The sequence below is a fragment of the Synechococcus sp. PROS-U-1 genome (genome assembly GCF_014279755.1).
Taxonomy (GTDB): Bacteria; Cyanobacteriota; Cyanobacteriia; order PCC-6307; family Cyanobiaceae; genus Parasynechococcus.
Genome location: NZ_CP047951.1, coordinates 243,972 through 268,556, shown reverse-complemented (window position 1 = coordinate 268,556; position 24,585 = coordinate 243,972). Strand labels below are relative to the sequence as shown.

Annotated in this window: 18 protein-coding genes; 4 read left to right on the top strand and 14 right to left on the bottom strand. The window is 60.8% G+C overall.

What is annotated here, in order from left to right; all coding sequences use genetic code 11:
- Positions 1-5: 5 nt before the first annotated feature.
- The 8 genes from SynPROSU1_RS01255 to SynPROSU1_RS01220 are packed head-to-tail and all read right to left on the bottom strand — an operon-like array spanning position 6 to position 11,004.
- Entirely contained in the window at positions 6-1,028 is a 1,023-nt protein-coding gene (locus SynPROSU1_RS01255; RefSeq protein ID WP_304623047.1) for an NAD-dependent epimerase, read from the bottom strand.
- Complete coding sequence (locus tag SynPROSU1_RS01250; RefSeq protein WP_186571200.1) at positions 1,025-2,461, bottom strand: nucleotide sugar dehydrogenase; 1,437 nt, start codon at positions 2,459-2,461, stop codon at positions 1,025-1,027. Before SynPROSU1_RS01250 ends, SynPROSU1_RS01255 begins: the two co-directional genes overlap by 4 nt.
- The gene (locus tag SynPROSU1_RS01245; protein ID WP_255444868.1) at positions 2,458-3,414 is read right to left on the bottom strand and encodes a UDP-glucuronic acid decarboxylase family protein; all 957 of its coding nucleotides are present in this window, start codon (positions 3,412-3,414) and stop codon (positions 2,458-2,460) included. The genes SynPROSU1_RS01250 and SynPROSU1_RS01245 overlap by 4 nt, the downstream gene beginning before the upstream one ends.
- 50 nt (positions 3,415-3,464) lie before the next feature.
- Positions 3,465-4,766, bottom strand: coding sequence for a histidine--tRNA ligase (gene hisS / locus SynPROSU1_RS01240; RefSeq protein ID WP_186571198.1), 1,302 nt, complete (start codon positions 4,764-4,766; stop codon positions 3,465-3,467).
- A gap of 41 nt (positions 4,767-4,807) precedes the next feature.
- Positions 4,808-6,058 carry a glycosyltransferase family 4 protein gene (locus SynPROSU1_RS01235; protein WP_186571197.1) on the bottom strand — a complete coding sequence of 417 codons (1,251 nt, stop codon included), beginning with the start codon at positions 6,056-6,058 and terminating at the stop codon, positions 4,808-4,810.
- Positions 6,059-6,062: 4 nt separating this feature from the next.
- Positions 6,063-7,316 carry an HlyD family secretion protein gene (locus SynPROSU1_RS01230; RefSeq protein WP_186571196.1) on the bottom strand — a complete coding sequence of 418 codons (1,254 nt, stop codon included), beginning with the start codon at positions 7,314-7,316 and terminating at the stop codon, positions 6,063-6,065.
- Between the two features lie 2 nt (positions 7,317-7,318).
- Complete coding sequence (locus tag SynPROSU1_RS01225; RefSeq protein ID WP_186571195.1) at positions 7,319-10,249, bottom strand: type I secretion system permease/ATPase; 2,931 nt, start codon at positions 10,247-10,249, stop codon at positions 7,319-7,321.
- Positions 10,246-11,004, bottom strand: coding sequence for a peptidylprolyl isomerase (locus tag SynPROSU1_RS01220; RefSeq protein WP_370586237.1), 759 nt, complete (start codon positions 11,002-11,004; stop codon positions 10,246-10,248). Before SynPROSU1_RS01220 ends, SynPROSU1_RS01225 begins: the two co-directional genes overlap by 4 nt.
- A gap of 127 nt (positions 11,005-11,131) precedes the next feature.
- Between SynPROSU1_RS01220 and galE the strand changes: the two genes are divergently transcribed.
- Together galE and selD are read left to right on the top strand one after the other, a co-directional pair.
- The gene (galE, locus tag SynPROSU1_RS01215) at positions 11,132-12,166 is read left to right on the top strand and encodes a UDP-glucose 4-epimerase GalE (protein ID WP_186571193.1); all 1,035 of its coding nucleotides are present in this window, start codon (positions 11,132-11,134) and stop codon (positions 12,164-12,166) included.
- Entirely contained in the window at positions 12,163-14,187 is a 2,025-nt protein-coding gene (selD, locus tag SynPROSU1_RS01210) for a selenide, water dikinase SelD (protein ID WP_186571192.1), read from the top strand. The genes galE and selD overlap by 4 nt, the downstream gene beginning before the upstream one ends.
- On the opposite strand, the gene SynPROSU1_RS01205 is transcribed toward selD, so the two are convergent.
- Together SynPROSU1_RS01205 and SynPROSU1_RS01200 are read right to left on the bottom strand one after the other, a co-directional pair.
- Positions 14,132-15,550: a hypothetical protein gene (locus tag SynPROSU1_RS01205; protein ID WP_186571191.1), complete on the bottom strand. Its 1,419-nt coding sequence runs from the start codon at positions 15,548-15,550 to the stop codon at positions 14,132-14,134. The genes selD and SynPROSU1_RS01205 overlap by 56 nt on opposite strands.
- Entirely contained in the window at positions 15,547-16,758 is a 1,212-nt protein-coding gene (locus tag SynPROSU1_RS01200) for a CCA tRNA nucleotidyltransferase (protein ID WP_186571190.1), read from the bottom strand. Before SynPROSU1_RS01200 ends, SynPROSU1_RS01205 begins: the two co-directional genes overlap by 4 nt.
- A gap of 18 nt (positions 16,759-16,776) precedes the next feature.
- Here SynPROSU1_RS01200 and SynPROSU1_RS01195 point away from each other — a divergent pair, with 18 nt between their 5' ends.
- A complete protein-coding gene (locus tag SynPROSU1_RS01195; protein WP_186571189.1) occupies positions 16,777-17,790 on the top strand; it encodes an SIS domain-containing protein in 1,014 nt (337 codons plus the stop codon).
- Positions 17,787-18,338: an HAD family hydrolase gene (locus SynPROSU1_RS01190; RefSeq protein ID WP_186571188.1), complete on the top strand. Its 552-nt coding sequence runs from the start codon at positions 17,787-17,789 to the stop codon at positions 18,336-18,338. The genes SynPROSU1_RS01195 and SynPROSU1_RS01190 overlap by 4 nt, the downstream gene beginning before the upstream one ends.
- 13 nt (positions 18,339-18,351) lie before the next feature.
- On the opposite strand, the gene katG is transcribed toward SynPROSU1_RS01190, so the two are convergent.
- From katG to SynPROSU1_RS01170, 4 genes are all read right to left on the bottom strand, one after another.
- Positions 18,352-20,541, bottom strand: coding sequence for a catalase/peroxidase HPI (katG, locus tag SynPROSU1_RS01185; RefSeq protein ID WP_186571187.1), 2,190 nt, complete (start codon positions 20,539-20,541; stop codon positions 18,352-18,354).
- 72 nt (positions 20,542-20,613) lie between these two features.
- Positions 20,614-21,393, bottom strand: a complete 780-nt coding sequence (gene kdsB / locus SynPROSU1_RS01180; RefSeq protein WP_186571186.1) for a 3-deoxy-manno-octulosonate cytidylyltransferase — start codon at positions 21,391-21,393, stop codon at positions 20,614-20,616.
- A complete protein-coding gene (locus tag SynPROSU1_RS01175) occupies positions 21,393-22,154 on the bottom strand; it encodes a hypothetical protein (protein WP_370586236.1) in 762 nt (253 codons plus the stop codon). Before SynPROSU1_RS01175 ends, kdsB begins: the two co-directional genes overlap by 1 nt.
- Positions 22,147-24,543 (bottom strand): UvrD-helicase domain-containing protein, encoded by a 2,397-nt coding sequence (locus SynPROSU1_RS01170; protein WP_186571184.1) that lies wholly within the window; start codon positions 24,541-24,543, stop codon positions 22,147-22,149. The genes SynPROSU1_RS01175 and SynPROSU1_RS01170 overlap by 8 nt, the downstream gene beginning before the upstream one ends.
- Positions 24,544-24,585 lie beyond the last annotated feature (42 nt).

Genomic DNA, 24,585 nt, shown 5'->3' with positions numbered 1-24,585 from the left:
TCAGCTCAAACGTTGAAATAGTCGCGATACCAGCGCGCGAACGCGTCCACTCCAGTTTCGATTGAGGTGGACGGCTTAAAGCCCACCCACTGCTCCAAGGCAGAGGTATCCGCGGCAGTCGCCACCACATCACCGGGCTGCATCGGTTGAAAATCCTTCATCGCTTCCCGGCCCAGCGCTTGTTCCATCACCTCGATGAAGCGCAAAAGCTCGATCGGCCGGCTGTTGCCAATGTTGAACACCCGATGCGGGGCTGCCGCCGTAGCAGGGTCAGGCTGAAGCGGATCAAAGGCAGCATTGGCGGTTGCTGGCTTGTCGCAGCAACGCAGCACACCCTCAACGATGTCATCGATGTAAGTGAAATCCCGCTGCATCTTGCCGTTGTTGAACACCTTGATCGGTTCGCCAGCAAGGATGGCGCGGGCGAACAGCATCGGGGCCATGTCGGGTCGCCCCCAGGGGCCATAGACGGTGAAAAAACGCAGACCCGTTGCTGGCAAGCCATAAAGATGGCTGTAGGTGTGCGCCATCAGCTCATTGGCCTTCTTGCTGGCGGCATACAGGCTCACCGGATGGTTGACGGGCTGCTGCTCGTGAAAAGGCAGATTGCGATTGCCGCCGTAGACCGAGCTGCTCGAGGCGTACACCAGGTTCTCAGTGCCGTGGTGGCGGCACCCTTCCAGAAGATGACCAAAGCCCACCAAATTGCTTTGGATATAAGCCGCCGGATTCTCCAGGGAGTAACGGACACCGGCCTGGGCCGCCAGATTGACGACCACCTGGGGGCGTTCCGAAGCGAACAGAGCATGCAGCCCCTCAGCATCCTCAAGAGCCAACGCCTCAAAGCGCCAGGCCCCACGTGAGGCGACGGCTTCGATCTGACGCAGCCTGGAGTGTTTGAGGGACGGGTCGTAATAGTGATTCAGGTTGTCGAGACCGACAACCCTGTCGCCACGTTGCAACAACCGCTGGCAGAGGGCTGCACCAATGAACCCAGCAGCGCCTGTAACCAGAACAGACAGCATCAGATCGCGCCGTTACCCACACGCCACAAGGTCAAGCCGGCCGAACGCACATCCTCGGGATTAACAACCGAGCGAGCGTCAAAAACCCAGGCAGGACGACGCATCCTGCGGGCCAGATCCATCCAATCGAGAGCCTTGTAGGAATTCCACTCCGTTAGGACCAAAACAGCATCAGCACCGGCGACGGCCTGCTCCACGCTTCCTGCACTCCACCAGCTGCCTTGCCCACTGAGGGCCTGCGCTGTCGGACCGGCTTCAGATTCAGCGGCGGTTGGTTCAAGCCTGAGGTCACGAGAGATCTGTGCAGCTTCGACCTTGGGGTCGTGAATCGCCAGTTGCGCCCCTTCCTCGAGAAGATCCGTCGCGATACGAATCGCTGGCGCCTCCCGTGTGTCGTTGGTATCTGCCTTGAAGGCAAATCCAAGGATCGCCAGTTTTTTACCGGTCACCGTGCCAAACAAACGTTGCACGACCAAACGAGAAATGCGGTGCTGCTGCCATGTGTTCAGGTGCACCACGCTTTCCCAGTAATCCGCCACTTCAGGCAGGCCGAAGTGACGGCACAAATACACGAGATTGAGAATGTCCTTCTGAAAACAGCTTCCACCGAAGCCCGGACCAGACTTCAAAAACTTGGGGCCAATGCGACTGTCCGTGCCAATCGCACGGGCAACCTCTTCAACATCAGCACCCGTGGACTCACAAAGAGCGGCAACAGAGTTGATCGAACTGATGCGCTGGGCCAAGAACGCATTGGCAGTGAGCTTGGACAACTCACTGCTCCATAGATTGGTCCGCAGAATCTTGTCTTGAGGAACCCACTGGCCATAAACACCAGCCAAGGCGTCAATTGAGGCGTCATCTTCACCACCAATCAAGACACGATCGGGGGCTTCGAGGTCGGGAATGGCAGTACCTTCCGCCAAAAACTCGGGATTGGACAGCACTGAAAAAGTGCGGGGCTGCTCACCATTGGTCGGAGGATCCTGGGCAGCCTCGAGAATGGTGCGAATGGCCTCCGCAGTGCGCACCGGAAGCGTGCTCTTCTCGACCACGATGGTGTGACCTTGTGAAGCCTTAGCCACTTGGCGTGCGCAGGCTTCCACCCAGCGCAGGTCACTGGCTTGGCCAGCACCAAGACCCTTCACCTTGGTGGGGGTGTTGACCGAGATGAAGACCATGTCGGCCGTTGCAATGGCAGCATCCACATCGGTGGAGAAGTGCAGATTGCGTCCCCGTGCCCTGCCAACCACAGCATCGAGACCAGGCTCATACACAGGCAACCGACTTAAATCGGCATCATTCCAAGCAGCAATCCTTTGATCATTGAGATCAACAACTGTGACCTGAACCTCAGGGCAGCGATCGGCAATCACAGCCATGGTTGGACCACCGACATAGCCGGCACCCATGCAACAGATGCGTTGAACAGTCATGAGTTAGCTCCAGCAGATTGAGCGCCCTGTTGTTCAAGAACCTTACGGAACCAGTCAATTGTAGGTATCAAACCGTTTTCCAATGAAATAGTTGGGTTCCATCCCAACTCATTCTGAGCAAGATCGATGATCGGCTGACGCTGTAGCGGATCATCTGCAGGCAATGGCTTTTCAATTAATTCAAGGCCAGGATTGACCTTTTCACGAATCAATTCAGCCAATTGACGTATCGTAAATTCCCCTGGATTCCCAATATTCATAGGGCCGGTGTGGGATCCATTCATCAAGCGAATCATCCCCTCCACCAAATCGTCGACATAACAGAACGAACGTGTTTGAGAGCCATCGCCATAGAGCGTCAGGGCCTCTCCCTTCAAGGCTTGGACAATAAAGTTACTGACAACGCGACCATCGTCCGGAAGCATTCGCGGACCATATGTATTGAAAATACGCATCACCCTAATTTCAACATCGTGCATCCGTTGATAATCAAAACACAGGGTTTCTGCAATCCGCTTTCCTTCGTCATAACAACTTCGAATACCGATGGTATTTACACACCCTCGATAACTCTCGGGCTGAGGATGAACTTCAGGATCACCGTACACTTCACTCGTGCTTGCTAAAAGCAAGCGCGCTCCCACTCGACGGGCAAGGCCGAGCATGTTGTAGGTACCCAAAAAACTGGTTTTAGCGGTTTTGATTGGGTTGAATTGATAGTGAACGGGAGAAGCCGGGCAAGCTAAATGCCAGATTCGATCACACTCCAGCTGAATTGGATCGGTGACATCATGGCGAATTAATTCAAAACGGGGATGACCCATCCATTGGGCAATATTTGTTTTACGACCAGTGAAATAATTATCGAGGCAAATTACTTCCTCTCCGGCATTCATCAAACGGTCAATCAGGTGAGAACCCACAAAACCGGCTCCGCCGGTCACCAGATTGATCAACGCCTTTCCCTCGGAATCCCGGGAAAAATACCATGCAGAGTCTGGCCTTAAGCCCCGGAACTGGAGCCCAGAACAACGCTCAGAGCCTGCAGATCGTCCAAATCACAACTCTGCGGCTCACCCGCTTGCTGCAAAGGCTTCAAACGCACCTGTCGGCCGTCCACCTCGTCATCACCCAACACCAGCGCCCATCGTGCGCCGCTGCGATCAGCCCGTTTGAACTGCTTGCCAAACGCCGCTCCTGATCCATCAAGTTCCACCACCAACCCCCTGGCCCGCAGCCCCCTGGCCAGGATGAGAGCAGCAGCAGAGGCTTGGTCACCGCGATTCACCACGTAGGCATCTGGCGTGACTTGCGCGACGAGCTTTGCCGCTGGCCCATCCGGCGCCGCTTGAGCAGCCGCCTCCAGCACCAGCAAGAGCCGCTCCATCCCAAGAGCCCAACCGATAGCGGCGGTCGGAGCTCCACCCAACTGTCCAATCAAACCGTCATAACGGCCACCGCCACACACCGTGGCCTGGGCCCCGAGTTGATCGCTGGTGATCTCGAAAGCCGTGTGGCTGTAGTAATCCAAACCACGCACCAACCGCGGATTCAGCCGGAAGGGAATCCCCAAAGCATTCAGCCCGCGCTGCACCTCTGCAAATCGCTCACGGCTGGCATCACAAAGCGTGTCTGTCAGGGTGGGGGCATGCTCCAGAAGAGCCTGGGTGTCCTTGTTTTTAGAGTCAAGGATGCGCAGCGGGTTGGTGCTGAGTCGAGCCTGGGAATCGGGATCGAGCTCCTCAGAGCGCTGTTCGAGCCAGGCCACCAGTGCGTTGCGGTAAGCCTGGCGATCCTCCGACGTACCGAGGCTGTTCAGTTCCAGCTCCAAGCCTCCGACGCCGAGACTGGCCAGCAGATCCCAGGCCAGAGCAATCACCTCAACATCGCTGCGGGCGCTATCCGCGCCCAGCCACTCCACACCAATCTGATGAAACTGCCGCTGCCGACCCGCCTGGGGCCGTTCATAGCGGAACATCGGCCCCGCATACCAAAGTTTCTGAGGGCCCTGACTGAGCAAGCCATGCTGAAGAGCAGCTCTCACAACGGATGCGGTCCCTTCCGGCCGCAGGGTGCAGGAGCGATCACCACGATCCTGAAAGCTGTACATCTCCTTGCCAACAACATCGGTGCCCTCACCAATGCCACGGCAGAACAAATCTGTCGTCTCCAGCAAAGGAGTCCGAATCTCCCCAAAACCCGAACGCTGAAAATGCTGTCGCGCCATGGCCTCAACGGCTTGCCAACGCTGAAGCGTCTCCGGCAGCAGATCCACCATGCCCCTGAGGCTCTGGAGCTGACTCACGTGCGAGAAGCAGGTACAGTGGCTCAGTCTGCCGGGTGGCCTCAGGCGTTGATGCTCCGGCTCGCCACCAGGTCCATCAACGCCAACTGTCGGCTAACGCAAGCATCGAGATCGTACGTGCGCTCCACGGTTTCACGCGCAGCCGCACCGAAGGCGGCCGCTCGATCACGGTCCACCAGCATCTCCGCCACAGCCGCCGCCAGATCGTTGGGAGAGAAGAAGTCCACAAGCAGGCCGTTATGCCCGTGCTGAATGGCCTCACGAACTGGAGCCGTATCGGAGCCAACAACAGCACAACCACAGGCCATGGCCTCCAGCAAGCTCCAGCTCATCACAAAGGGATAGGTCAGATAAACGTGGCAAGCCGAAAGCTGCAGTAGAGGAACAAACTGGTCGTAGGGCAGGGTTCCCGTGAAATGAACGCGGGACGGGTCAAATTGTCCTTCGATCTCCGCAAGGAAGCGATCCTTCCATTCACCATCTGGACAGGCCGCTCCATAACTCACGCCTTTGGTCTGACCAACGATCACCAACCGGGCCCCGGGATGCAGACGCTGCAGTTCAGGAATGGCTCGAATGAAGCTGTGGCAACCGCGGTAGGGCTCCAGGCATCGGTTCACAAAGGTGACGATGGATTGCCCCTGTTCGAGAACTGTTCCATCGGGCAGCTTCAACGGTGCCGGAGACGGATTGGGCAACGCCTTTCGAAGATCAACACCATCGTGAATGACGCTGATTTTTCGCCGCCAGTGCTCTGGGAAGCTGCTGGCCTGGAAGTGGGTGGGTGAAATGTTCCAATCCGCCTGCTCCAGGGTGAGATGCAGATAAGCGTTTTTCATCGTCAACTTCGCCTGCTCTCTCCAACCGCGTTCGTCCTGGAATTCCGGATCGAAGTTGGAGTCGAAGCCCAACTCGTTGTAGAAAAATTCCTGGTAGCAGAGCAATGGCACGTCTGGCCAGATCGCCTTCAGAAACAGGGGCTCACCCCAACCGGGATGGGCGCAGATCAGATCGGGAATAAAGCCCTTGGCCTTGAGCTGCTCAGCCGCGCGGGCACAGCCCTCAGCACGGATGATCTTGGTCTCCGTCTCCATCACCAGGGGATGAACTCCCTGGGTGTTGCCACGATCGAGGCGGTAACGAAAATGGTTGATGCTCTCGGGAATGCCACGCCCCCGGTCCAGTGCATTGACGCCCAACGCCACCAGTTGGTGCTGACCGTGCTTGGCCAGCCGCTGAATGATGTGGACGTACTGGCCCGGAAAGTTCTGATGAACGAAAAGAATCCGCACGGCTTCAGAGACGCTGCAGCGATTCCGCCTTGTCTTGGAACTCACCCAGCAGCAGCTGGAGATAGGAGACTTTGCGCAGCTTGATGTTCGCCGTCAGGCTCATGCCCACCTGCAACGGCAGAGAGGATCCGGATTTGAGCTTGAGTTGTTGATCGTCCAGCTCAATCGTGACCGGGAAACTGAGTTCCTGTCGCTGCTCCTGGGGGTCTGGCTCTAGGGCATCAGAACCGATCCGCGTCACCTTCCCCTTGAGAACCCCGAAATCAGTCGAGGGAAAGGAGTCGATGCTGATATCGGCGTCCATGCAGGCCTTGCGCTCCTTGGGGCAACCCGGTGGCACCTGCACGAAACCGATCTTGTTGCTCGGCACTTCCACCTTTGCTTCGAGCGAACCCATTGGCACGACCTTCATCACCGTCTGGGTGGACTGCGCTGTGAAACCACGGGAGGTGGGCTTGAGATCAAACACCACACCATCCACAGGCGACTTGAGCTGCTGATAACGCAGGGTGACCTTGGTCTCCACCAAGCGGCCATTGAGATCGGCAAGCTCCGACTTCAACTGGGCGGTTTGCTGATCGAGCAGGGCAACCTGACGCAGGCGCTCGGCCTTGCTCTGCATCAATTTTCCTCGGATTTCAGCAACGGTGTTCTGCTGATTGAGGATCTGCACTTCCGAATAGGCACCAGCCTCCTCCAACTGTTCAAGACGCCCCAAAATTTCAGCCTGAAGCTCGAGATTGCTCTCCAGCATCAGCACCTCTTCCTGGTTGACCTGCATGTAGTTGCGTTTTTCCTCGTCCTTGAGAACCAACTGCTCGTTCTTGAGCTTGATCGTCTTTTCCAGGCTGTTGCGCTGTTCCTCGCTGGCTTCGGTGTCCAGCTTCATCAGCACCTGGCCTGCCTTCACCGGATCCCCTTCCTTCACGAGAATCTGAGCGACCACACCACCCACAGGCATCTGAATGTCCTGCACAGAACCGATCGGCTCCAACTGGCCTGGCGCCACAACGATCTCCTCGGTCCGTGCCAAGGCCAGCCAACCCACACCGAACACGGTGGTGCCAATCAAGGTCCAGGTGACGGTGCGCATCCAGAAGCGCCCCTGCTGGAGAATCGACTCGTCGTAGGTCTCGACATTGGTGGCGTCTTGTGTGGCGCCGGGATCGAAACGGCGCAGAAAATCGCGTGACGTCGTGACAAGTTTGCTAGAGCCCTGCTTGACCAAAGTCGTCAGGTTTTGCGGATTGAGCTTCATGGTCAGGTGCTCTCCTGCTGGCGGTAAAGGGCGTAGTAGCGACCGCGATGCGTCATCAATTCATCGTGCGTGCCGACTTCAACGACGGCTCCCTGATGAAGCATCACAATCATGTCGGCCTGACGAATGGTCGACAGACGGTGGGTGATGAAGAAGACCGTTTGATCATCAAGATTGTCCAGAAGGTTGTCGCAGACCTTCCTTTCGGTTTCGTAATCGAGGGCGCTGGTGGCCTCGTCCATTACCAGCAGCTTGGGGTTGCTGAGCAGGGTGCGAGCGATGGCAACCCGCTGTCGCTGTCCCCCGCTGAGGGCTGCCCCACGTTCGCCCACGGGGGTGCTGTAACCACTGGGCAGATCCATGATGAAGTCATGGGCGTTGGCGAGACGCGCGGCTCGAACAATCTCTTCACTGGAGGCCTCCGGATTGGTCAGCGCGATGTTTTCGCTCACCGTTCCGCTGAACAGCAGGGGATCCTGGGGAACGATGCCGATCTGTCGGCGCAGGGAATAGAGCTCGACCTTTCCGATGTCGTAGCCATCGATCAGGATCCGACCTTCCTCGGGGTCGTAAAGCCGGGGTAGCAGCTTCATCAAGGTGCTCTTGCCGCTGCCGCTCTGACCAACGATGCCCACAAAGGTGCCGGAGGGGATCTCGAGGTTCACGTCCTTCAGCACCTGGGGCTGACCGGGACGGAAGCGGAACGACAGGTTCTCAAACCGCACCTCTCCCTGCAGCGGAGGAAGCATCACCTTGGATTTGTCGACCTCATCGGATTCCTCCGGTGTATCGATCACATCGGCAAGCCGTTCAAAGCTGACGCGCAGTTCCTGGATGTTCTGCCAGATCGTGGAGAGACGCAGCAGCGGCTGGGTGACGTAACCGGAAATGATCCGGAACGCGATCAGCTGACCAAGGGTCAGATCACCACTCAGCACCATGGAGGCACCGATCCAGAGCACCATCAGCTGGGAGATCTTCTGCAGCACCTGGCTGGTCTGGTTCAGGGCCGTGCCGGTGATCGTTTTCTCAAAGGTGCGAGCGATGTACTGGGAATAGAACTCCTGCCAGCGCCAGCGGCTGACCATCTCCACGTTCTGGGCCTTCACCGTCTGGATGCCAGTGAGCACCTCCACGAGATGGCTCTGGGTCTTGGCGTTTTCTTCGGCAGCAGCCCGGAACTGACGGCGGAAGAGGGGGGCCCCCAGGATCGTTAAACCGATCTGGATCGGTAGAACGGAGAGGGCAATCAAGGTGAGCAGCCAGCTGTAGACCACCATCACCGCGATGTAGATCACGGAAAAGGCGGCATCCAGGATGGTGGTGAGGGCCTGACCGGTGAGGAAATTTCGGATCTTCTCCAATTCGGCCACCCGGGTCCCCAGTTCACCCACAGGGCGACGGTCGAAATAGCCGAGGGGAAGACGCAACAGGTGGTCGATTACCTCAGCCCCAAGGCGCTGATCGATCCGGTTGGTGGTTTCAGCGAAGAGGAAAGTCTTGAGGCTTCCCAGCACCCCTTCCAGGATGGTGACGACAACCAGGGCGATCCCCAGCACCTGCAGGGTGTCGAGGCTGCGCTGGCTGATCACCTTGTCGATGATCACCTGGATCAGCAACGGGTTAGCCAGGGTGAACAGCTGCACCACAAAACTGGCTGCCAGCACCTGGATCAACACGCCGCGATAGCGCTTCAGCGCGGGCCAGAACCATCCGGGTCCGAATTTCTGATCGGGAGTTGCATTGGACCGCTCCATCAACAGCAGTTCAATTCCTTCGGGGAACTGCTCCGCCAGATCGTCCGGCTCCAGGGTCACCATGCCCTGTTTGGGCGAGGCCAGCTTCAGCCCCCGCTCGTTGCTGGCGATCACCAGAGCGAAACCACCCTGCCAAGGCAGCATGGAGGGCACCTGCAGCCGTGTGCCTGCCCCCGCTGGCACCTTGGCCGCCATGACATGGAGTCCAAGGCTCGCAGCCAGCTGACCACAGAGCTGGAGATTGGGGGTGAGACCCCGACGGAGATTGTCCTGAAGAACTTTCTCGATCGAATCCCGGCGAAACGGCAGCTTCATCAACTGCGCCAGCATCTGGAAACAGGCCAGGGTTTCCTTGAGGGGACCATCGGCCCGGATCAACCGCAGGCTGTCGACAACATTGCGTTCAGGACTGAAGCTGCTCACCGGAGGCAGTACTTCAGCATCCTGAATGGACTCCACCGGGACGAGAGAACCACCGGTTTTGGTCGGTTCCTCTTCGGACTCATCGGTCACACCGGGTGCTGGTAGAGACACCAACCGAAGCGCGAACGGTTCGCAGGGCGGTAGGTCCGCGGATGATCGGACCGGTTGACCGACCGTTAGGTCGCCCCACGCACTGGTTACATACAGCTGCTTGCCAGCCGCCAGGGCAGCATCCACAGCCATTGGATCCGGGGAGCAGCGCTCGGCGCACTGAAGAGCGTCCTCAAGCTTTTCAAGAGCGGAACTGTCGGTCTCAGGGGTGTTCTGCTCAAGAACTTCCAAAAGCTTGAGTAGCTCCTGGGGCCAAAGCTGCTGGTCACACCAGTGACGGAATGAGACTTCGCTGGAATAGAGCTCTCTCCAGAGTTCATCAGAAATGGAGCAGGCAATCACCTCCTCAGCGGCGATCACGTTCTCGCAGGGGGCACCGCAGAGAAGACTCGCAGCCCCGATCACACTGCCGGGGCCGAACTTACCGACAGTTGTTAAACGGCCGTTATGACGGCCAACAAGGCGGGCCTGACCTTGGAGGATGACCAGAATCCTCGCTGTGATGTCCTTGGAATCACAGAGCTGTCCACCGAGCTCGAAACGGAGCACATTGCAGTTGCTCTCCAACTTGGATGCCGAGTCCTCAGACAAACCGCGGAACGCCGGATGCTCCAGCAGAGGGAAAGACGGTGTCTGGGTCATCGGGAGATGCTGAAATCGCTGAAATCACTAGTGGGCGCCGAATCCGTTGTCTCGGACGCCAGCTGGCTCAAACTCGTGGCGGTTTCCTCATCGATCCAGGCGTCGAACATTTCTTGGCACATCTGGTCGGAGACCTCATCGGTGAACGTGGCCGGCGAGTAACGCTCCAAACGAACGACCAGCCACCAGTCCGAGATTCGGAAAGGTTCCAGCAAGACACCGGGCTGAGCGACCCGTAGCTTCTCCACCAAGGTCGGATGCGCCTGGGTGAGAGAAACCGGGCCCACGATTCCATTGGTGTTGCGTTCCGGTCCCTCGGCGTAGCGCTTGGCCAGATCGGCGAAGTTGGATTCGCCGGATTCAATCTGCAGGTAGAGCTCTCGCGCCAGAAAGCTGTTCTCAAGACGCAGGAGGCTGTACACCACCTGATCCAGCTGGTTCTTGCGTTCCAGGAAGCGTGCTTCCGCCTTGGCCGCGAAACGCTCCCGCATGAAGCTGCGGCGACGGATGCCGTGGCGAAGACGCTCGAACACCTCCTCCTCGCTCCGCCCCAACTCGTCCAGCAGCTCCGCCCACTGCTCGATGCCGTCATAACCACGCTGCTGGAGCAAGCCACGCTGCGCCTCCTCGAGCTGATCCTCGGGAACCACGACGGCGGCGATCGCCTCGCGGGTCACCATCTGCTCCACCAAAGGATTGAGCAGGTTGAACCGTTTGAGCAGGGCACGACCTTCCGCTCCGATTGAACGTCGCAACTCAGGAACTACCGTTCCGCTTTCCACAAGCCCAACGCAACGCGCGAACCCTAGGTTCGATTGCCTAGGGCGTCAGGCTTTTGCAATCAAGCTGATTCAGAATCAGAAGACTGAACGAATTGAAGACATGGGCCGGCGAGTCCTCGTCACCGGCGGTGCCGGCTTCATTGGGAGTCATACCTGCCTTGTTCTGCTCGAGCAGGGCCACGAGATTGTGGTGCTCGACAACTTCGACAACAGCAGTCCAGAGGCTCTTCGGCGGGTGCAGGAGCTGGCGGGCTCGACCCAGCTGACCCTGGTGGAGGGGGATGTCCGGGACCCCAAGGCGGTGGATCAGGCCTTCCGCACGGCCGGAACGGTGGATGGCGTGATTCATTTCGCCGGTCTGAAAGCCGTTGGAGAATCCGTCGCCAACCCGCTTCACTACTGGGATGTGAATGTGAACGGCAGCCGGGTTCTGGCAGCGGCCATGGACCGCCACGATTGCCGGACCCTGGTGTTCAGCAGCACAGCCACCGTCTACGGCGAACCCCAAACGTTTCCGTTGCGGGAAGACATGCCGATGGCACCGATTCACCCGTATGCCCAGACCAAAGTTGCGGTGGAGCAGATACTGGGGGCCCTGTGCCGCGCAGGCTCCTGGCAGGTGGCCTGTCTTCGCTACTTCAATCCGGTTGGTGCGCACCCCAGCGGGCAGATCGGTGAAGACCCGATGGGAACACCCAACAATCTGTTCCCCTTCATCACCCAGGTGGCCGCAGGCCGTCGCGAACGGTTGCGCATCTTCGGCCAGGACTACGCCACACCCGATGGCACCGGCATTCGCGATTACCTGCACGTGATGGATCTGGCCGAAGCCCATGGCGTGGCCCTGGACCGTTTGTTCCAGCGGCAAAACGCCGATCCCCTGACGCTGAACATCGGCACCGGCCGTGGACTCAGCGTGCTGGAGGTGGTGCACGGATTTGAGCAGGCCACAGGGTTGACGATTCCCTACGAGCTCGTTGAGCGTCGAGCCGGAGATGTGCCCCGCCTGGAGGCCTGCCCCCAGAGTGCGCAGACCATGCTCGGCTGGAGCGCCCGTCGAACCCTGGAGGAGATGTGCCGTGATGGCTGGGCCTGGCAACAGGCCAACCCAACGGGGTACCGGAACAACTCATGAGTGCAGCTGGTCAGCTGCTCCTGGCCGGCGGTGGCCACAGTCATGCCCTGTTGCTCAAACACTGGGCGATGCGACCGCAGCAACGCCCACAACTCAGCATCACCCTGGTCAATCGCACCAGCACATCCCTTTATTCCGGCATGGTGCCGGGGTTGATCGCTGGCCTCTATCAACGCGATGAGCTCGCCATCGACCTTCGCCAGCTTTGTGATCGGGCAGGCGTGGCCTTCGTGGAAGCGGAAATCACTGGATTAAACCTCCAGCAGAACTGTCTGAGGCTCCAACAGCGACCAGCGCTGCACTTTGATCTGCTCAGTTTGGACGTGGGCGCCGTCAGCCGACCGAGCGCCATCGGGATCCCCATCAAACCGTTGGAAGCCTCGCTTGCCTTTCTGCAAAGCGAGGGCGGGACCGACCCAAGGCCACTCCGGGTGGTCGGAGCGGGAGCTGCCGGCCTGGAAGTCGCTCTGGCGCTGCGACGCCGCTGGCCACAGCGGGAACTGCAGTTGCAACAACGCAGGGGACAGCTGGATCAAGCCATCCAGCAGGTGCTGAAACGGGCTCGCATCGCCTTGATCGACGACGACACCCACCACAGCGGACCCAGCCTGCTGTGCACTGGAAGCCAAGGGCCCGCTTGGTTGGCAACAGCCGGACTGCCGCTGGATCCCGATGGGCGGATTCTCACGGATGCCTGTCTGAGGGTGGAAGGCCATCGATCCCTATTTGCCAGCGGAGACTGCGCCGTGATCAGCACAGCGCCTCGCGCAGCATCAGGGGTGTGGGCTGTGCGAGCCGGCCGCCCGTTGGCCGCGAATCTGGAAGCGGCCTGCAAGGGCCAACCACTTCGCCCCTGGCGACCGCAGCGTCAGGCGCTGCAACTGATCGGCACGTATCAAAATTCCGCTTGGGCACGATGGGGAGCCTGGCAGCTGGGGCCATCCCCACTGCTTTGGCGCCTGAAGCGACGCATCGACCGCAGCTTCATGGACGGCTTTCAGCAGCCGAGTTCGATGCGCGAGGCCGCTTCCATGGCCTGCCGGGGTTGTGCCGCCAAGTTGCCAGCTCAACCTCTTGTCGCGGCTCTGGAACGGGTGGGGCTGGGGGGACAGCCCGAAGATGCGGCCCGTCTCCCTGACCATCCTGAGCTGCTGCAAAGCGTGGATGGCTTTCCAGCCCTGGTGAGTGACCCCTGGCTCAACGGGCGCCTGACGGCCCTGCATGCCTGCTCTGACCTCTGGGCCTGCGGGGCCAAGGTCTCCAGCGCAATGGCGACGATCACGCTGCCGATGGTCCCTACCGACGAACAGCAGGAGCTGCTGGTGCAGTCCCTCGCAGGAATCCGCTCGGTCCTCGATGAGCAGGGTGCCCAGCTGATCGGCGGACACACGATGGAATCCCGAAGCGCCACACCCATGCCGGCAAGCCTGGGGGTGCAGATCACCCTGACGGTGAACGGCAGCAGCACATCACCCTGGATGAAATCGGGCCTGCGGCCGGGGGATGCCCTACTGATCAGTCGCCCTCTTGGAACCGGGGTGCTGTTTGCAGGGGCCATGACCGGCGCCACCTCCGCCCGCGATCTGGATACGGCACTGCAGGGTATGGCCTGCAGTCAGCACACGCTTCTTCAGCAGGTGGAGCCCGTCCGTGAGGGTGTTCATGCCTGCACCGACATCACCGGTTTCGGCCTGCTCGGGCATCTGGGCGAAATGCTTGAGAGCGAACCAGGACTCGCGATCCAGCTGGATGGTCCTGCCATCCCGGCCTACCCGGGTGTGTTCGACCTGTTCGACCGCGGCGTCTCCAGCACGCTGTCACCCTCCAACCGAGCAGCCTGGCGGTGGCTGGATGGCCCTGTTCAACTGAACCAGCCTCCCTCAGCGTCCCTGCTGGAGCTCCTGGTGGACCCGCAGACCTGCGGCCCCCTGCTGCTGGCCTGCACCAGCGCGGCCGCGGAACGGCTTATTCAGAACGGCCCGTGGATTCAGATCGGCAGCGCAACAGCCGCGCATGGGTGAGGTCATTCGCTCGTGGTTCACAGCGAAAACCCGCCTGCTCAACCAGTTCTTGCAATGGTTTGAGCTTGCGGTCCATCGCCGGCGGTGGGCCGCTGCTGGCCAGCCAGAGCTGCTTCGGCTGATCCCGCGCCTCCAGTTGTTGTTCCAGAGCATCCCTTCCGCCCCATGGCGATGACGGCAAGGGAACCCGCCCCATCGCCGCTTCCATGCGGTCGCTGAGGTTGAACAGCCGCGGCCGGGGGCTGTAACGCTCCTCCAGCCCGCTGGTGCGCTGGCTGATCAGACGGAACTGGTCCTGTTCCCTCACACCACCGACGCCGGCATCGAGCTCGCTGAATCCTGGCCCCCACCAGCTGGCCATCAACAGCACCAGCACAATCAGACCGCAGCTACGCCCGAAGCGGTTGAGCTCAAGACGGCTGATCAACACTGCCAGGACCGGGACAACTGAAGGCAACAACACAACGAAGTAGCGGCTGAAGGCCATCGGCTTCACGAACGACACGACAACAACACCAACCACCATCAGCAGAGACGGAATCAGACCGCTTCGATCGAGCAAATCCCGCTCTGGCCAACGCAGAGGCCCCAGACCTCCCCAGCGCCGGAGAACCACCAGCAACAGCAGAATCAGGACCAACTTGGGAAGCGGCCAGAGCCCGAGGCCACGGGCCAGGATCTCCTCGAACAAGGCGTAATCCGGCGCACCGATCCAGCTTCCGGCCCGGGTGCTGAACAGGTAGCCGGCCGCGTAGGCCATCCAGGCCAAAGCGGGAAGGGCGCCGATCAGGGCAGCGACGGCGATGGTCCAGCGACGCTGCCAACCATCCCAAGCCGCGGCCGCCAGCACCACGAATAATCCATAAAAGTGCGTCAGGCTGGCGAGTCCCGCCACGGCGCCGTAGGCGATGGGATGGGCCGACCGGCGCCACCACCAGGCCAAGGCCACCAACAGCACCAGCACCGCATAACTCTTGCCCTCGATCGCGAATCGGATCGGGTAAGGGCTGCAGAAGGCCAGCAGCGCTGCAATGGCCGCCACCCTGAGACGCACCCCCCCGAGGGCCATCGCCTGTCGAACCATCACCAGGCCACCGGCCAGATAGGCGAGCCAAGACAGCAAGCGAAGACTGACCGGGCTCTGGCCAACCAGATGCCCCCACAGCCAGAGCAGGCCGTAGTAAGCCGGGGGATGGGTGTCCTCCCTCAGCATGGCCAACAGGCTGATGAAGCTGGGCTGGAAACTCTTGCCGACGCTGTACAACTCATCGCTCCAGAGCGCCGTGGCATCGATCAGGGACAAGACCCGGAGACCAAAGGCCAGGCAAAGAGCCGCCACCAGCAGCAGCCAATTCCGTTTCATCGGCTTTGATCCTGCGCTGCGCTGCGCTGCCTGCGCAACTCCTCACCCAGGGCCGGCCCGGGCTGCCAACCCATGTCGATCAGGTCGCGCGCCGTCTGGGGCGCCTGAATCATGCGCCAGCGTCCCCACCAACGCAGGAGGGGTTTCCATGGCCTCGGCCGCAGTGTCACAGCCAGCGCCACCGCTTCCGGCTGCCAGTTGTGCTGTTCCAGAGCAGCGGACCAAACCGACGGGCCCGCTGATAAGGGCAACGGGTCAACATCCAACCAGTGCAGAAGCTCTGCACATTGCTGCAACCATTGCTGCTGACGGCCAGGGATCTGCAACCGCTGGGCTACGGCGACGGGATCAGCTGCCCCCATCAGCAAGACAGGCATCAATGGCAGGCCGAGGCGGCGCGCCCAGCGCAGCCGCTTGGTGCGCTGTCGATCGTTCTGGAGCTGTCGATCCAACAAGGGGAGCGCCTGCCACTGCTCCAGCAGATCCAGCGCTTGACGCCAGGGTTCCCGCTCCAGCAAACGATCCAATTCCATCCGCAAACGCGTCGAGAGGGCGGGCGGTGCCGCCGGCGCAGGGTCGTCCTGGCGCCAGGCCCAGGGCCACTGCTCAACGGTGCTGCGAATTTGCTCTCGGCTCTCCTCTGCCAGCTGGAACTCCAACCTCGCGGCGTATCGGGCGGCACGGAACACCCTGGTGGGATCGTCCTGAACGCTGCACCGATGCAGAAAACGCAACTGGCCTGATGCCAGATCCTCCTGGCCATCGTGGAGATCGATCAGCTCACCAGCCACCAGCTCCATGGCCATGGCATTGATCGTGAAATCACGTCGCACCAGATCAGCAGTCAGCGTTCCGGCCTGCACGACGGGGTTTTCTGCCGGTGCCGGGTAATGCTCCTGCCGGGCCGTGGCGAGATCAAGGGGCGTGCCATCCAGCTGGAGAGACACGGTGCCGAAGGCTCCGTACTCCTGCAGGGCCTTCAGCCGGTCTGAGCCGCAACGTCGGACCAGCTCAGCCGCCAAAGCAACCGCATCTCCCTCCACCACCCAATCCAGATCTGGGACGCCGGTCCAGGGATGGCCGAAGCGTTGATGGAGCAGCTGATCACGAACAACACCACCCACCAGAGCCAAACGAGACACACCGATGGAGACCGCCGCCTCCCGCAACTCCTCCAGCAGCGAAGTCGGCACACCGGGCAGTTCCATCACGGGGCGTGCAGGACAATGGGCCGATCATCACGGATCTCGTCCTTGTCCGCTCTCACCCGCTGCCTTCAGGAGGAAGCCTCGGCGATTGCCACTGCCGCAGAACGGTTGAACAGCGACCAGGTAGAAGCAGCCCTCGCCCTGCTGGAGCGCTGTGCAGATCGCAAGGCGAAGCTGGTGATCACCGGTGTAGGTAAAAGCGGCATTGTGGCTCGCAAAATCGCGGCCACGTTCTCCTCAATCGGGCTCATGGCCCTCTTTCTGAATCCCACCGACGCGCTGCATGGCGATCTGGGTGTTGTGGCCGCTGAGGACGTCTGCCTGCTTCTCTCCAACAGTGGCGAGACCAGCGAGCTGATTGAGGTGCTCCCCCATCTCAAACGGCGCGGTACCGGCAGGATCGCGATCGTTGGACGCGCCGACTCCTCGCTAGCCAGAGGCAGTGATGTCGTGCTGGAAGCCGGCGTGGACCGTGAGGTGTGTCCCTTGAACCTGGCCCCCACCGCGAGCACAGCCGTGGCCATGGCCATCGGTGATGCCCTGGCTGCGGTGTGGATGGAACGACGGGGCATCTCACCGGCTGACTTCGCGCTGAATCACCCCGCCGGATCCCTTGGCAAACAACTGACGTTGACGGCTGCCGACCTGATGGTGCCTGCGAGCCAATTGCATCCTCTCCAGTCCCACACCCCCTTGCCCGAGGTGATCGGCGGCCTGACACGCGATGGGATCGGCAGTGGATGGGTCGAGAACCCGGACAGCCCCGGAGGCCTGCTCGGCATCCTCACGGATGGCGACCTGCGCCGAGCGCTGCAGGATCACAGTCCTGAAACATGGACCCATCTGACGGCAAAGGACCTGATGACCGCGGATCCGATCACCGTGAAGGCCGATGTCCTGGTCGTGAAGGCCTTGGAGCAGATGGAGCACAACCGGCGTAAACCCATCTCGGTGCTGCCGGTGGTCAATCAAGAACACCAACTGATGGGTCTGCTGCGCCTGCATGATCTGGTGCAGGCGGGACTCGCGTGAACCGTCTGCGCTGGTGGTTGCTGCGGCGCCGATTGGGATCGGTTCAGCTGCTCGTGTTGGATGTGGATGGTGTTCTCACCGACGGCGGCCTTTGGTTCGATGCCGAAGGGCAATTGAGCAAGCGCTTTGATGTGCGCGATGGACTCGGCATCCGCCTGCTGCTGCAGGCTGGTCTTGAGATCGCCTTCCTCAGTGGTGGGCAAGGGGGAGCGACGGAGGTGCGAGCCCGACAACTGGGCATCAGCCATTGCCTTGTGGGCATCAAAGACAAGCCAACCGCCCTCACGTCCCTGCAGAACCAGCTGGGGGTGCGCGAAGACCAGACAGCCTTCGTTGGGGATGACCTCAACGACCTGGCCGTTCGGCCTGTTGTCGGGCTGTTGTTCGCCCCCGCCGACGCCTGCCGACCCGTCCGCCGGGGTGCCGATGCGGTGCTCCGCCGCCGGGGCGGCCATGGGGCCGTCCGTGAACTGGCGGAGCGCATTCTTCAAGTGCGTGGACGCTGGAAAGGCCTGCGCCGTGACGGCTGGAAAGACCGCAACGATTGAGGGGACCGATGACTCAGCGCAAATCGAAGCGATCGAGGTTCATCACCTTCACCCAGGCCTGAACAAAGTCGGCAACAAAACGGCTGGCGCCATCCTCCTGGGCATAGACCTCAACAATGGCCCGCAGCTGGCTGTTGGAACCAAACACCAGATCAACACGGCTTGCCGTCCAGCGCTCGGAACCCTGGGCATCCCGACCGATATAAGCGTCCATCGCCTCAGTGGTGGGAGTCCAGCGGGTCGACATATCGAGCAGATTCACGCAGAAGTCGTTGCTCAACACACCGACGCGGTCGGTGAAGACCCCCTGACGGTTACCGCCAGTGTTGGCACCCAGCACCCGTAAACCAGCGAGCAGCACCGTCATCTCCGGGGCACTAAGCCCCAGAAGTTGGGAGCGATCCACCAGACACTCCTCCGCACGCAACGGCAGCCCGCTGCGCATCCAGTTGCGGAAGCCATCGGCGATCGGCTTGAGCACATTGAATGATGCGGTGTCGGTCTGATCCGAGGATGCATCCGTCCGGCCGGGCATAAACGGCACCGTCAGGCTGTAACCACCAGCAGCGGCCGCCTGTTCCACAGCCGCACACCCAGCCAGAACGATCAAATCGGCCATCGCAACCTGCTGGCCACCGGGAGCCTCAGCGTTGAACTGCTGCTGCACCGCCTCCAGCGCCTGCAGCACTGTTCGCAGCTGCTCTGGGTCATTGACCTCCCAAGTGTTCTGGGGCTGAAGGCGAATCCGACCACCATTGGCACCACCGCGACGATCGGAGCCACGGAACGTTGATGCCGAACCCCAGGCCGTGCCCACCAGAGCCCCGATGCTGCAGCCGCTGGCCAGAACCCGCTGCTTCAGGGCCTGGATCTCGGACTCACCAATCAGCGGATGATCCTGAGCGGGCACTGGGTCCTGCCAGATCTGCACCTCCTGGGGAACATCCGGGCCGAGATAGAGAGCCCGGGGGCCCAAGTCCCGATGGGTGAGCTTGAACCAGGCCCGGGCGAAGGCATCAGCGAAGGCGTCCTGATCCTGATGAAAGCGGCGCGCCACAGGCTCCATCACCGGGTCGTGCCGCAACGACAGGTCAGCCGTGGTCATGATTGGCGCGGACGACCGGCCAGGGACGTGGGCATCGGGGACCCTGTGCTCCGGCTTCACATCCTTGGCCACCCACTGCCAGGCGCCGGCCGGGCTCTTGGTGAGCTCCCAGTCGTAGGTGAACATCATCTCGAAGTAGCCCTGGTCCCAACGGGTGGGGTGGGGTTTCCATGCCCCTTCAATGCCGCTGGTGATGGTGTGTTCCCCTTTGCCGCTCTCGAAGCGGTTGTGCCAGCCCAGGCCCTGCTGATGCAATGCGGCCCCCTCCGGTTCCGCCTCCAGGTGGGATGCCGGAGCAGCACCGTGGCATTTGCCGAAGGTGTGACCACCCGCCACAAGGGCGACGGTCTCGTCGACCGTCATCCCCATCCGAGCGAAGGTGTCGCGCACTTCAGGACCGGAAGCCACAGGATCCGGATGACCGTGGGGACCCTCGGGGTTGACGTAAATCAGCCCCATCTCAACAGCCGCCAGCGGCTGATCCAGCCCCGCCTCAGTGTTGTGGCGTTCATCCGCCAGCCACTCGGTTTCCTCGCCCCAGAACACATCCTCTTCGGGCTGCCAGATGTCGGTACGGCCCCCGGCGAAACCGAAGGTGCGGAACCCCATCGATTCCAAGGCCACATTGCCGCTGAGGATGATCAGATCCGCCCAGGAAATGGCATTGCCGTACTTGCGTTTCAGCGGCCAAAGCAGCCGCCTGGCCTTGTCGAGATTGGTGTTGTCGGGCCAGCTGTTGAGAGGGGCAAAACGCTGATTGCCATGACCGGCACCACCACGACCGTCGGCGCTGCGGTACGTGCCGGCGCTATGCCAGGCCAGACGGATGAACAGACCGCCGTAATGGCCCCAATCCGCTGGCCACCAGTCCTGGGAGTCGGTCATCAGCTCCGCCAGATCCGCCTTCAACGCCTCCAGATCCAGGCCGCCGAAGGCGGCGGGATAGTCGAAGGCATCCCCTAGGGGATTGGAGGCTGGATGGTGCTGATGCAGCAGGCCGAGATCAATCTGATTGGGCCACCATTGCCGATGGCCCGTGTGGGCCGCTGGAGTGACGGCACCGGTATGGCCACTGAATGGACATTTGAGCTCAGACACGACACATCCACCCCCGCGGGAGGTGTGGGCACAAACCTCAAGCTATTGATGGTTGGTGATTCCGACCGCCAGTCAGGCCAGAGTCCGGGCCTCCTCCAGCTGTTCGGCGGTGTCCACCGACAGTGATGTGCCTTGCACCGGGAACGTGGCGATGGTGAGACCAGCTTCAATCAGGCGCAGCTGCTCCAGACGTTCCAAATCTTCAAGTGGTGAAGCGGGCAGCTCGTCCCAGCCAGCCAGCACATCACCCCGGAAGCCGTACATGCCCACATGCCCCCAGTAGGTGGTGTGCTTGTGCCAATCAGCCGCGTCCACATCCCGAACATGGGGGATGGCGGAGCGGGAGAAGTACAAGGCGCGACCGTCATGGGCCAGCAGGGTCTTCACCACATTGGGGTTGTGAACGGTTTCCGGCTTCAGCGCATACACCGGAGTAACCACGGCAGGCACTGGATCAAGCCGCAGGAACTCGGCCGCCATGGCATCGATCACAGCAGGATCAATGAAGGGCTGATCCCCCTGCACATTGATGATGGCGGTTTGGTCCGCGACCACCGGGCTGTCTCCCCAGGCCAAGGCCATGAGGTCATCAGCAACGGAGGCGATGCGTTCGCTCCCCGAGCTGCAGGACTCGGCCGTCATCAGCACGGGAAATCCCCAGCCCTTGGCGAGGGACTGCAGTTGTGGACTGTCCGTGCAGAGCACCACAGCCGCGACCCTGCTGGCCTCACGGCACCGCTCCAGAACCCGCTGGATCATTGGCTTTCCGCCAATATCAGCCAACACCTTGTTCGGCAAACGGGACGACTGCAAGCGGGCAGGAACCGCGACGACGGATCGTTTGATGGCCATCAATCCCAGAGCTTCATCGCGTCATCCCGGGCGCTGAACCACTCCGCGGCCAACGGCCCACCCATGGTGCGCTGTTCGCGAAACCACGGACCACCGAGGGTCCAGTGCAGCATCGGCGAGGCATCCAACGGCTCGGGTGGAGCCTGGACATCAACCAGGTGATTCCAACCGCCCATGATCGCACCGATTTCATGATCACCGTCCAGCCAATGAAAGCGGTGCAGCTCCAGCCCCGTCGCCGTGTTGACGTAATCGGGCGTGAGCTTGGTGCAGCGGCTGCAGTTGAGCAGCATCAGGGAACTCCAATTCTTCTTGGGGTAGGCGCTCTGCACCTCACCGAGAAATTTCACGGTCTCTCCGGGCACATGCTCGTGCTGGACGCACATGGCGCCGTAGGCGTCATCACGTTGATCCCAGAGATCCTTGATATCAGCCCGGCAAAGCATGTCGCAATCCATGAACAGCGCCCAGCCCTGGTAGCCCATCAGATGGGGCACTAAAAACCGCGTGAATGAAAACGCTGTGCTCTGTTTCGGATCACGCTCGCGCTTGAACAGACCTTGGGCCTCCAGCTGCGGAGTGACAAGGGGGGTGATCGCCAGAGGAACACTGCTGTTCTGGTAGAGGCTGTCGATCAGAACATTGGTGGCAGCCCGCTCCCGAGGGTCGTAGCCGATAAAAATGGGGATCGGCTGGCAGACAGTCGGCACGGGCCTTCGTTGATTGCGGTCGAGATTAGGCGCTGAACATGAGTCATCCATCAGCGCTGGCCAGGGGTTCGATCGGCGCCAGCCTCGGGTCAAGAATTTTTGGCCCCATACCGGCGAACTTCACCGCGATCGACACCTTCTCACCGCTGCCGAAGGTGTGGGTGATTTCACCAACCCCGAAGCTGGCGTGGATGACCTGATCGCCGATCTGCCAACTGCGGCCGGGGGCAGGCCCAGCCTGACGGCGACGCACGGCATTGGCCGGGGCCGATGAGGGCTTGTCACGGTCCACACGCGTGAGTCGGTCCAGACGACGTTCACGCCGGAGCGCCGCACCACCGGTCTGCGGGATGTCTCCCTGAATCAAAGCCTCCGGGAGCTCGGAAAGGAACACCGAAGGCACGGCCGCTTCCCGCATGCCACCCCAGAGACGTCGCTCACTGGCATGGGAGAGGAACAAGCGTTCCTTCGCGCGGGTGATGCCGACATAACAAAGCCGGCGCTCCTCCTCCAGAGAGGCCGGATCATCCAGGGAGCGATAACTGGGGAAGAGACCCTGCTCAAGACCCACCAGACACACCACCGGGAACTCCAGCCCCTTGCTGCTGTGCAGGGTCATCAACGTGACGCGGTCGGCAGCGGTGTCTTTGCTGTCGGCATCACTGGACAAGGCCGCCGTGGCCAGGAATCCCTCCAGGTCCCCCTCATCATTTTCCTCCTGGTACTGGAGAGCGGCATTCACGAGTTCCTGAAGATTGCGGCGACGCTCATCAGCCTCATCGGTGCCATCGGCAATCAACTCGCTGACGTAGCCGCTCTTCTCCATCACCTGCTGAATTAGTTCCGATGGCGCCACATCACGGCTGCGAGCCTTCAGATCATTAACCAGGTCACAGAACTGCAGAAGCCCCTTGGACGAACGGCCGCCAAGGGAGCGCACCGCTTCGGGATCACTCACCACATCCCAGAGCGGGATCCCCAGTTGATTGGCCGCATCGGTGAGGCGCTGAATCGTGGTCTTGCCGATGCCCCGTTTCGGCACATTGATCACCCGCAGGAGGCTGACGGTGTCGGCCGGATTCACCAACAGCCGCAGATAGGCCAGCAGATCCTTGATTTCGCGCCGGTCGTAGAAGCGCAGTCCCCCAACCACGATGTAGGGAATGCCCCAGCGCACCAGGGATTCTTCAATCGAACGGGACTGAGCGTTGGTGCGATACAGCACCGCCATGTCTCCCCAGCTCAGCTCAGGGTTGGCGGCTTCCATCGTGCGCAGGCGATGCACCACGGCTTCCGCCTCGGCAATTTCATCGTCACAACGCGTGAGCGTGATCAACTCACCTTCCCCGCGGGTGGGCCGCAGCACCTTGTCGATCCGTTCGCTGTTGTTGGCAATCAGGGCATTCGCTGCCTCAAGAATCGTGGCCGTGGAGCGGTAGTTCTCCTCCAGCTTCACCATCGTCTTGGTGATGTCATCCGGCGCTTGATCGCCGAAATCGTCCTGGAAGCCCATCAGGATCGTGAAGTCAGCCGCACGGAAGCTGTAGATGCTCTGGTCGGCATCGCCGACGACGAAGACGGAACGTCCAGACCAGTCTTCGACGTCCTGAGGATCTTTGCCATCCGTCACCAACAGCTTGATCAGGTCGTACTGGGTGCGATTGGTGTCCTGGTACTCATCCACCAGAACGTGGCGAAAACGGCGGTGCCAGTAACTGCGCACCTGCTCGTTCTGCTGAAGCAATTGAACCGGCAGCAACAAGAGATCGTCGAAATCAAGCGCGTTATTGGCAGCTAAGGCTTTGCGGTAACGCCGATACACATCAGCCGTGAGTTTTCCCCGCTGGCCTTCGGCATTCGCTTCCAGCTGCTCCGGCAACCAACCCTGATTTTTGGCATTGCTGATGGCCCAGCGGGTCTTTTTCGGCTCGAACCGCTTGGGATCGAGCTGCAGCTCCTGGGTCACGATTTCTTTGACCAAGCTCTGGGCATCAGCCTCGTCGTAAATCGAAAACTGCTTGGTCCAGGTGAGCCCCTCCGAATCCTTGAACTTGTCGATGTCGTAGCGGAGCATCCGGGCAAACAAGGCATGGAAGGTGCCGATCCAGAGTTCCTTGGTGACCTCCCGGTAGATGCGTGAACGCAACTGGCGCTGATCCACCGGTGGGAGCGTGCTCCAGGGCTGGCCGTATTGGCTCTGGGCCAGACGCTGCGCCAGGAGCAGCTCAAGCCGCTCTTTCATCTCGCGGGCGGCTTTGTTGGTGAAGGTCACCGCCAAAATTTGGGCCGGATCGGCACCGTGCTCACCGATGAGATGAGCGATCCGATGGGTGAGGGCGCGTGTCTTGCCACTGCCAGCTCCTGCCACCACCAGCAGTGGACCTACGTGATGATCGACAGCCCTCCGCTGGGCGTCGTTGAGGCCGGCCAAAAAGCTCATGGGTGGAGATTAGTGGTGCTTAGATGCTTCCAACGCAGCTGC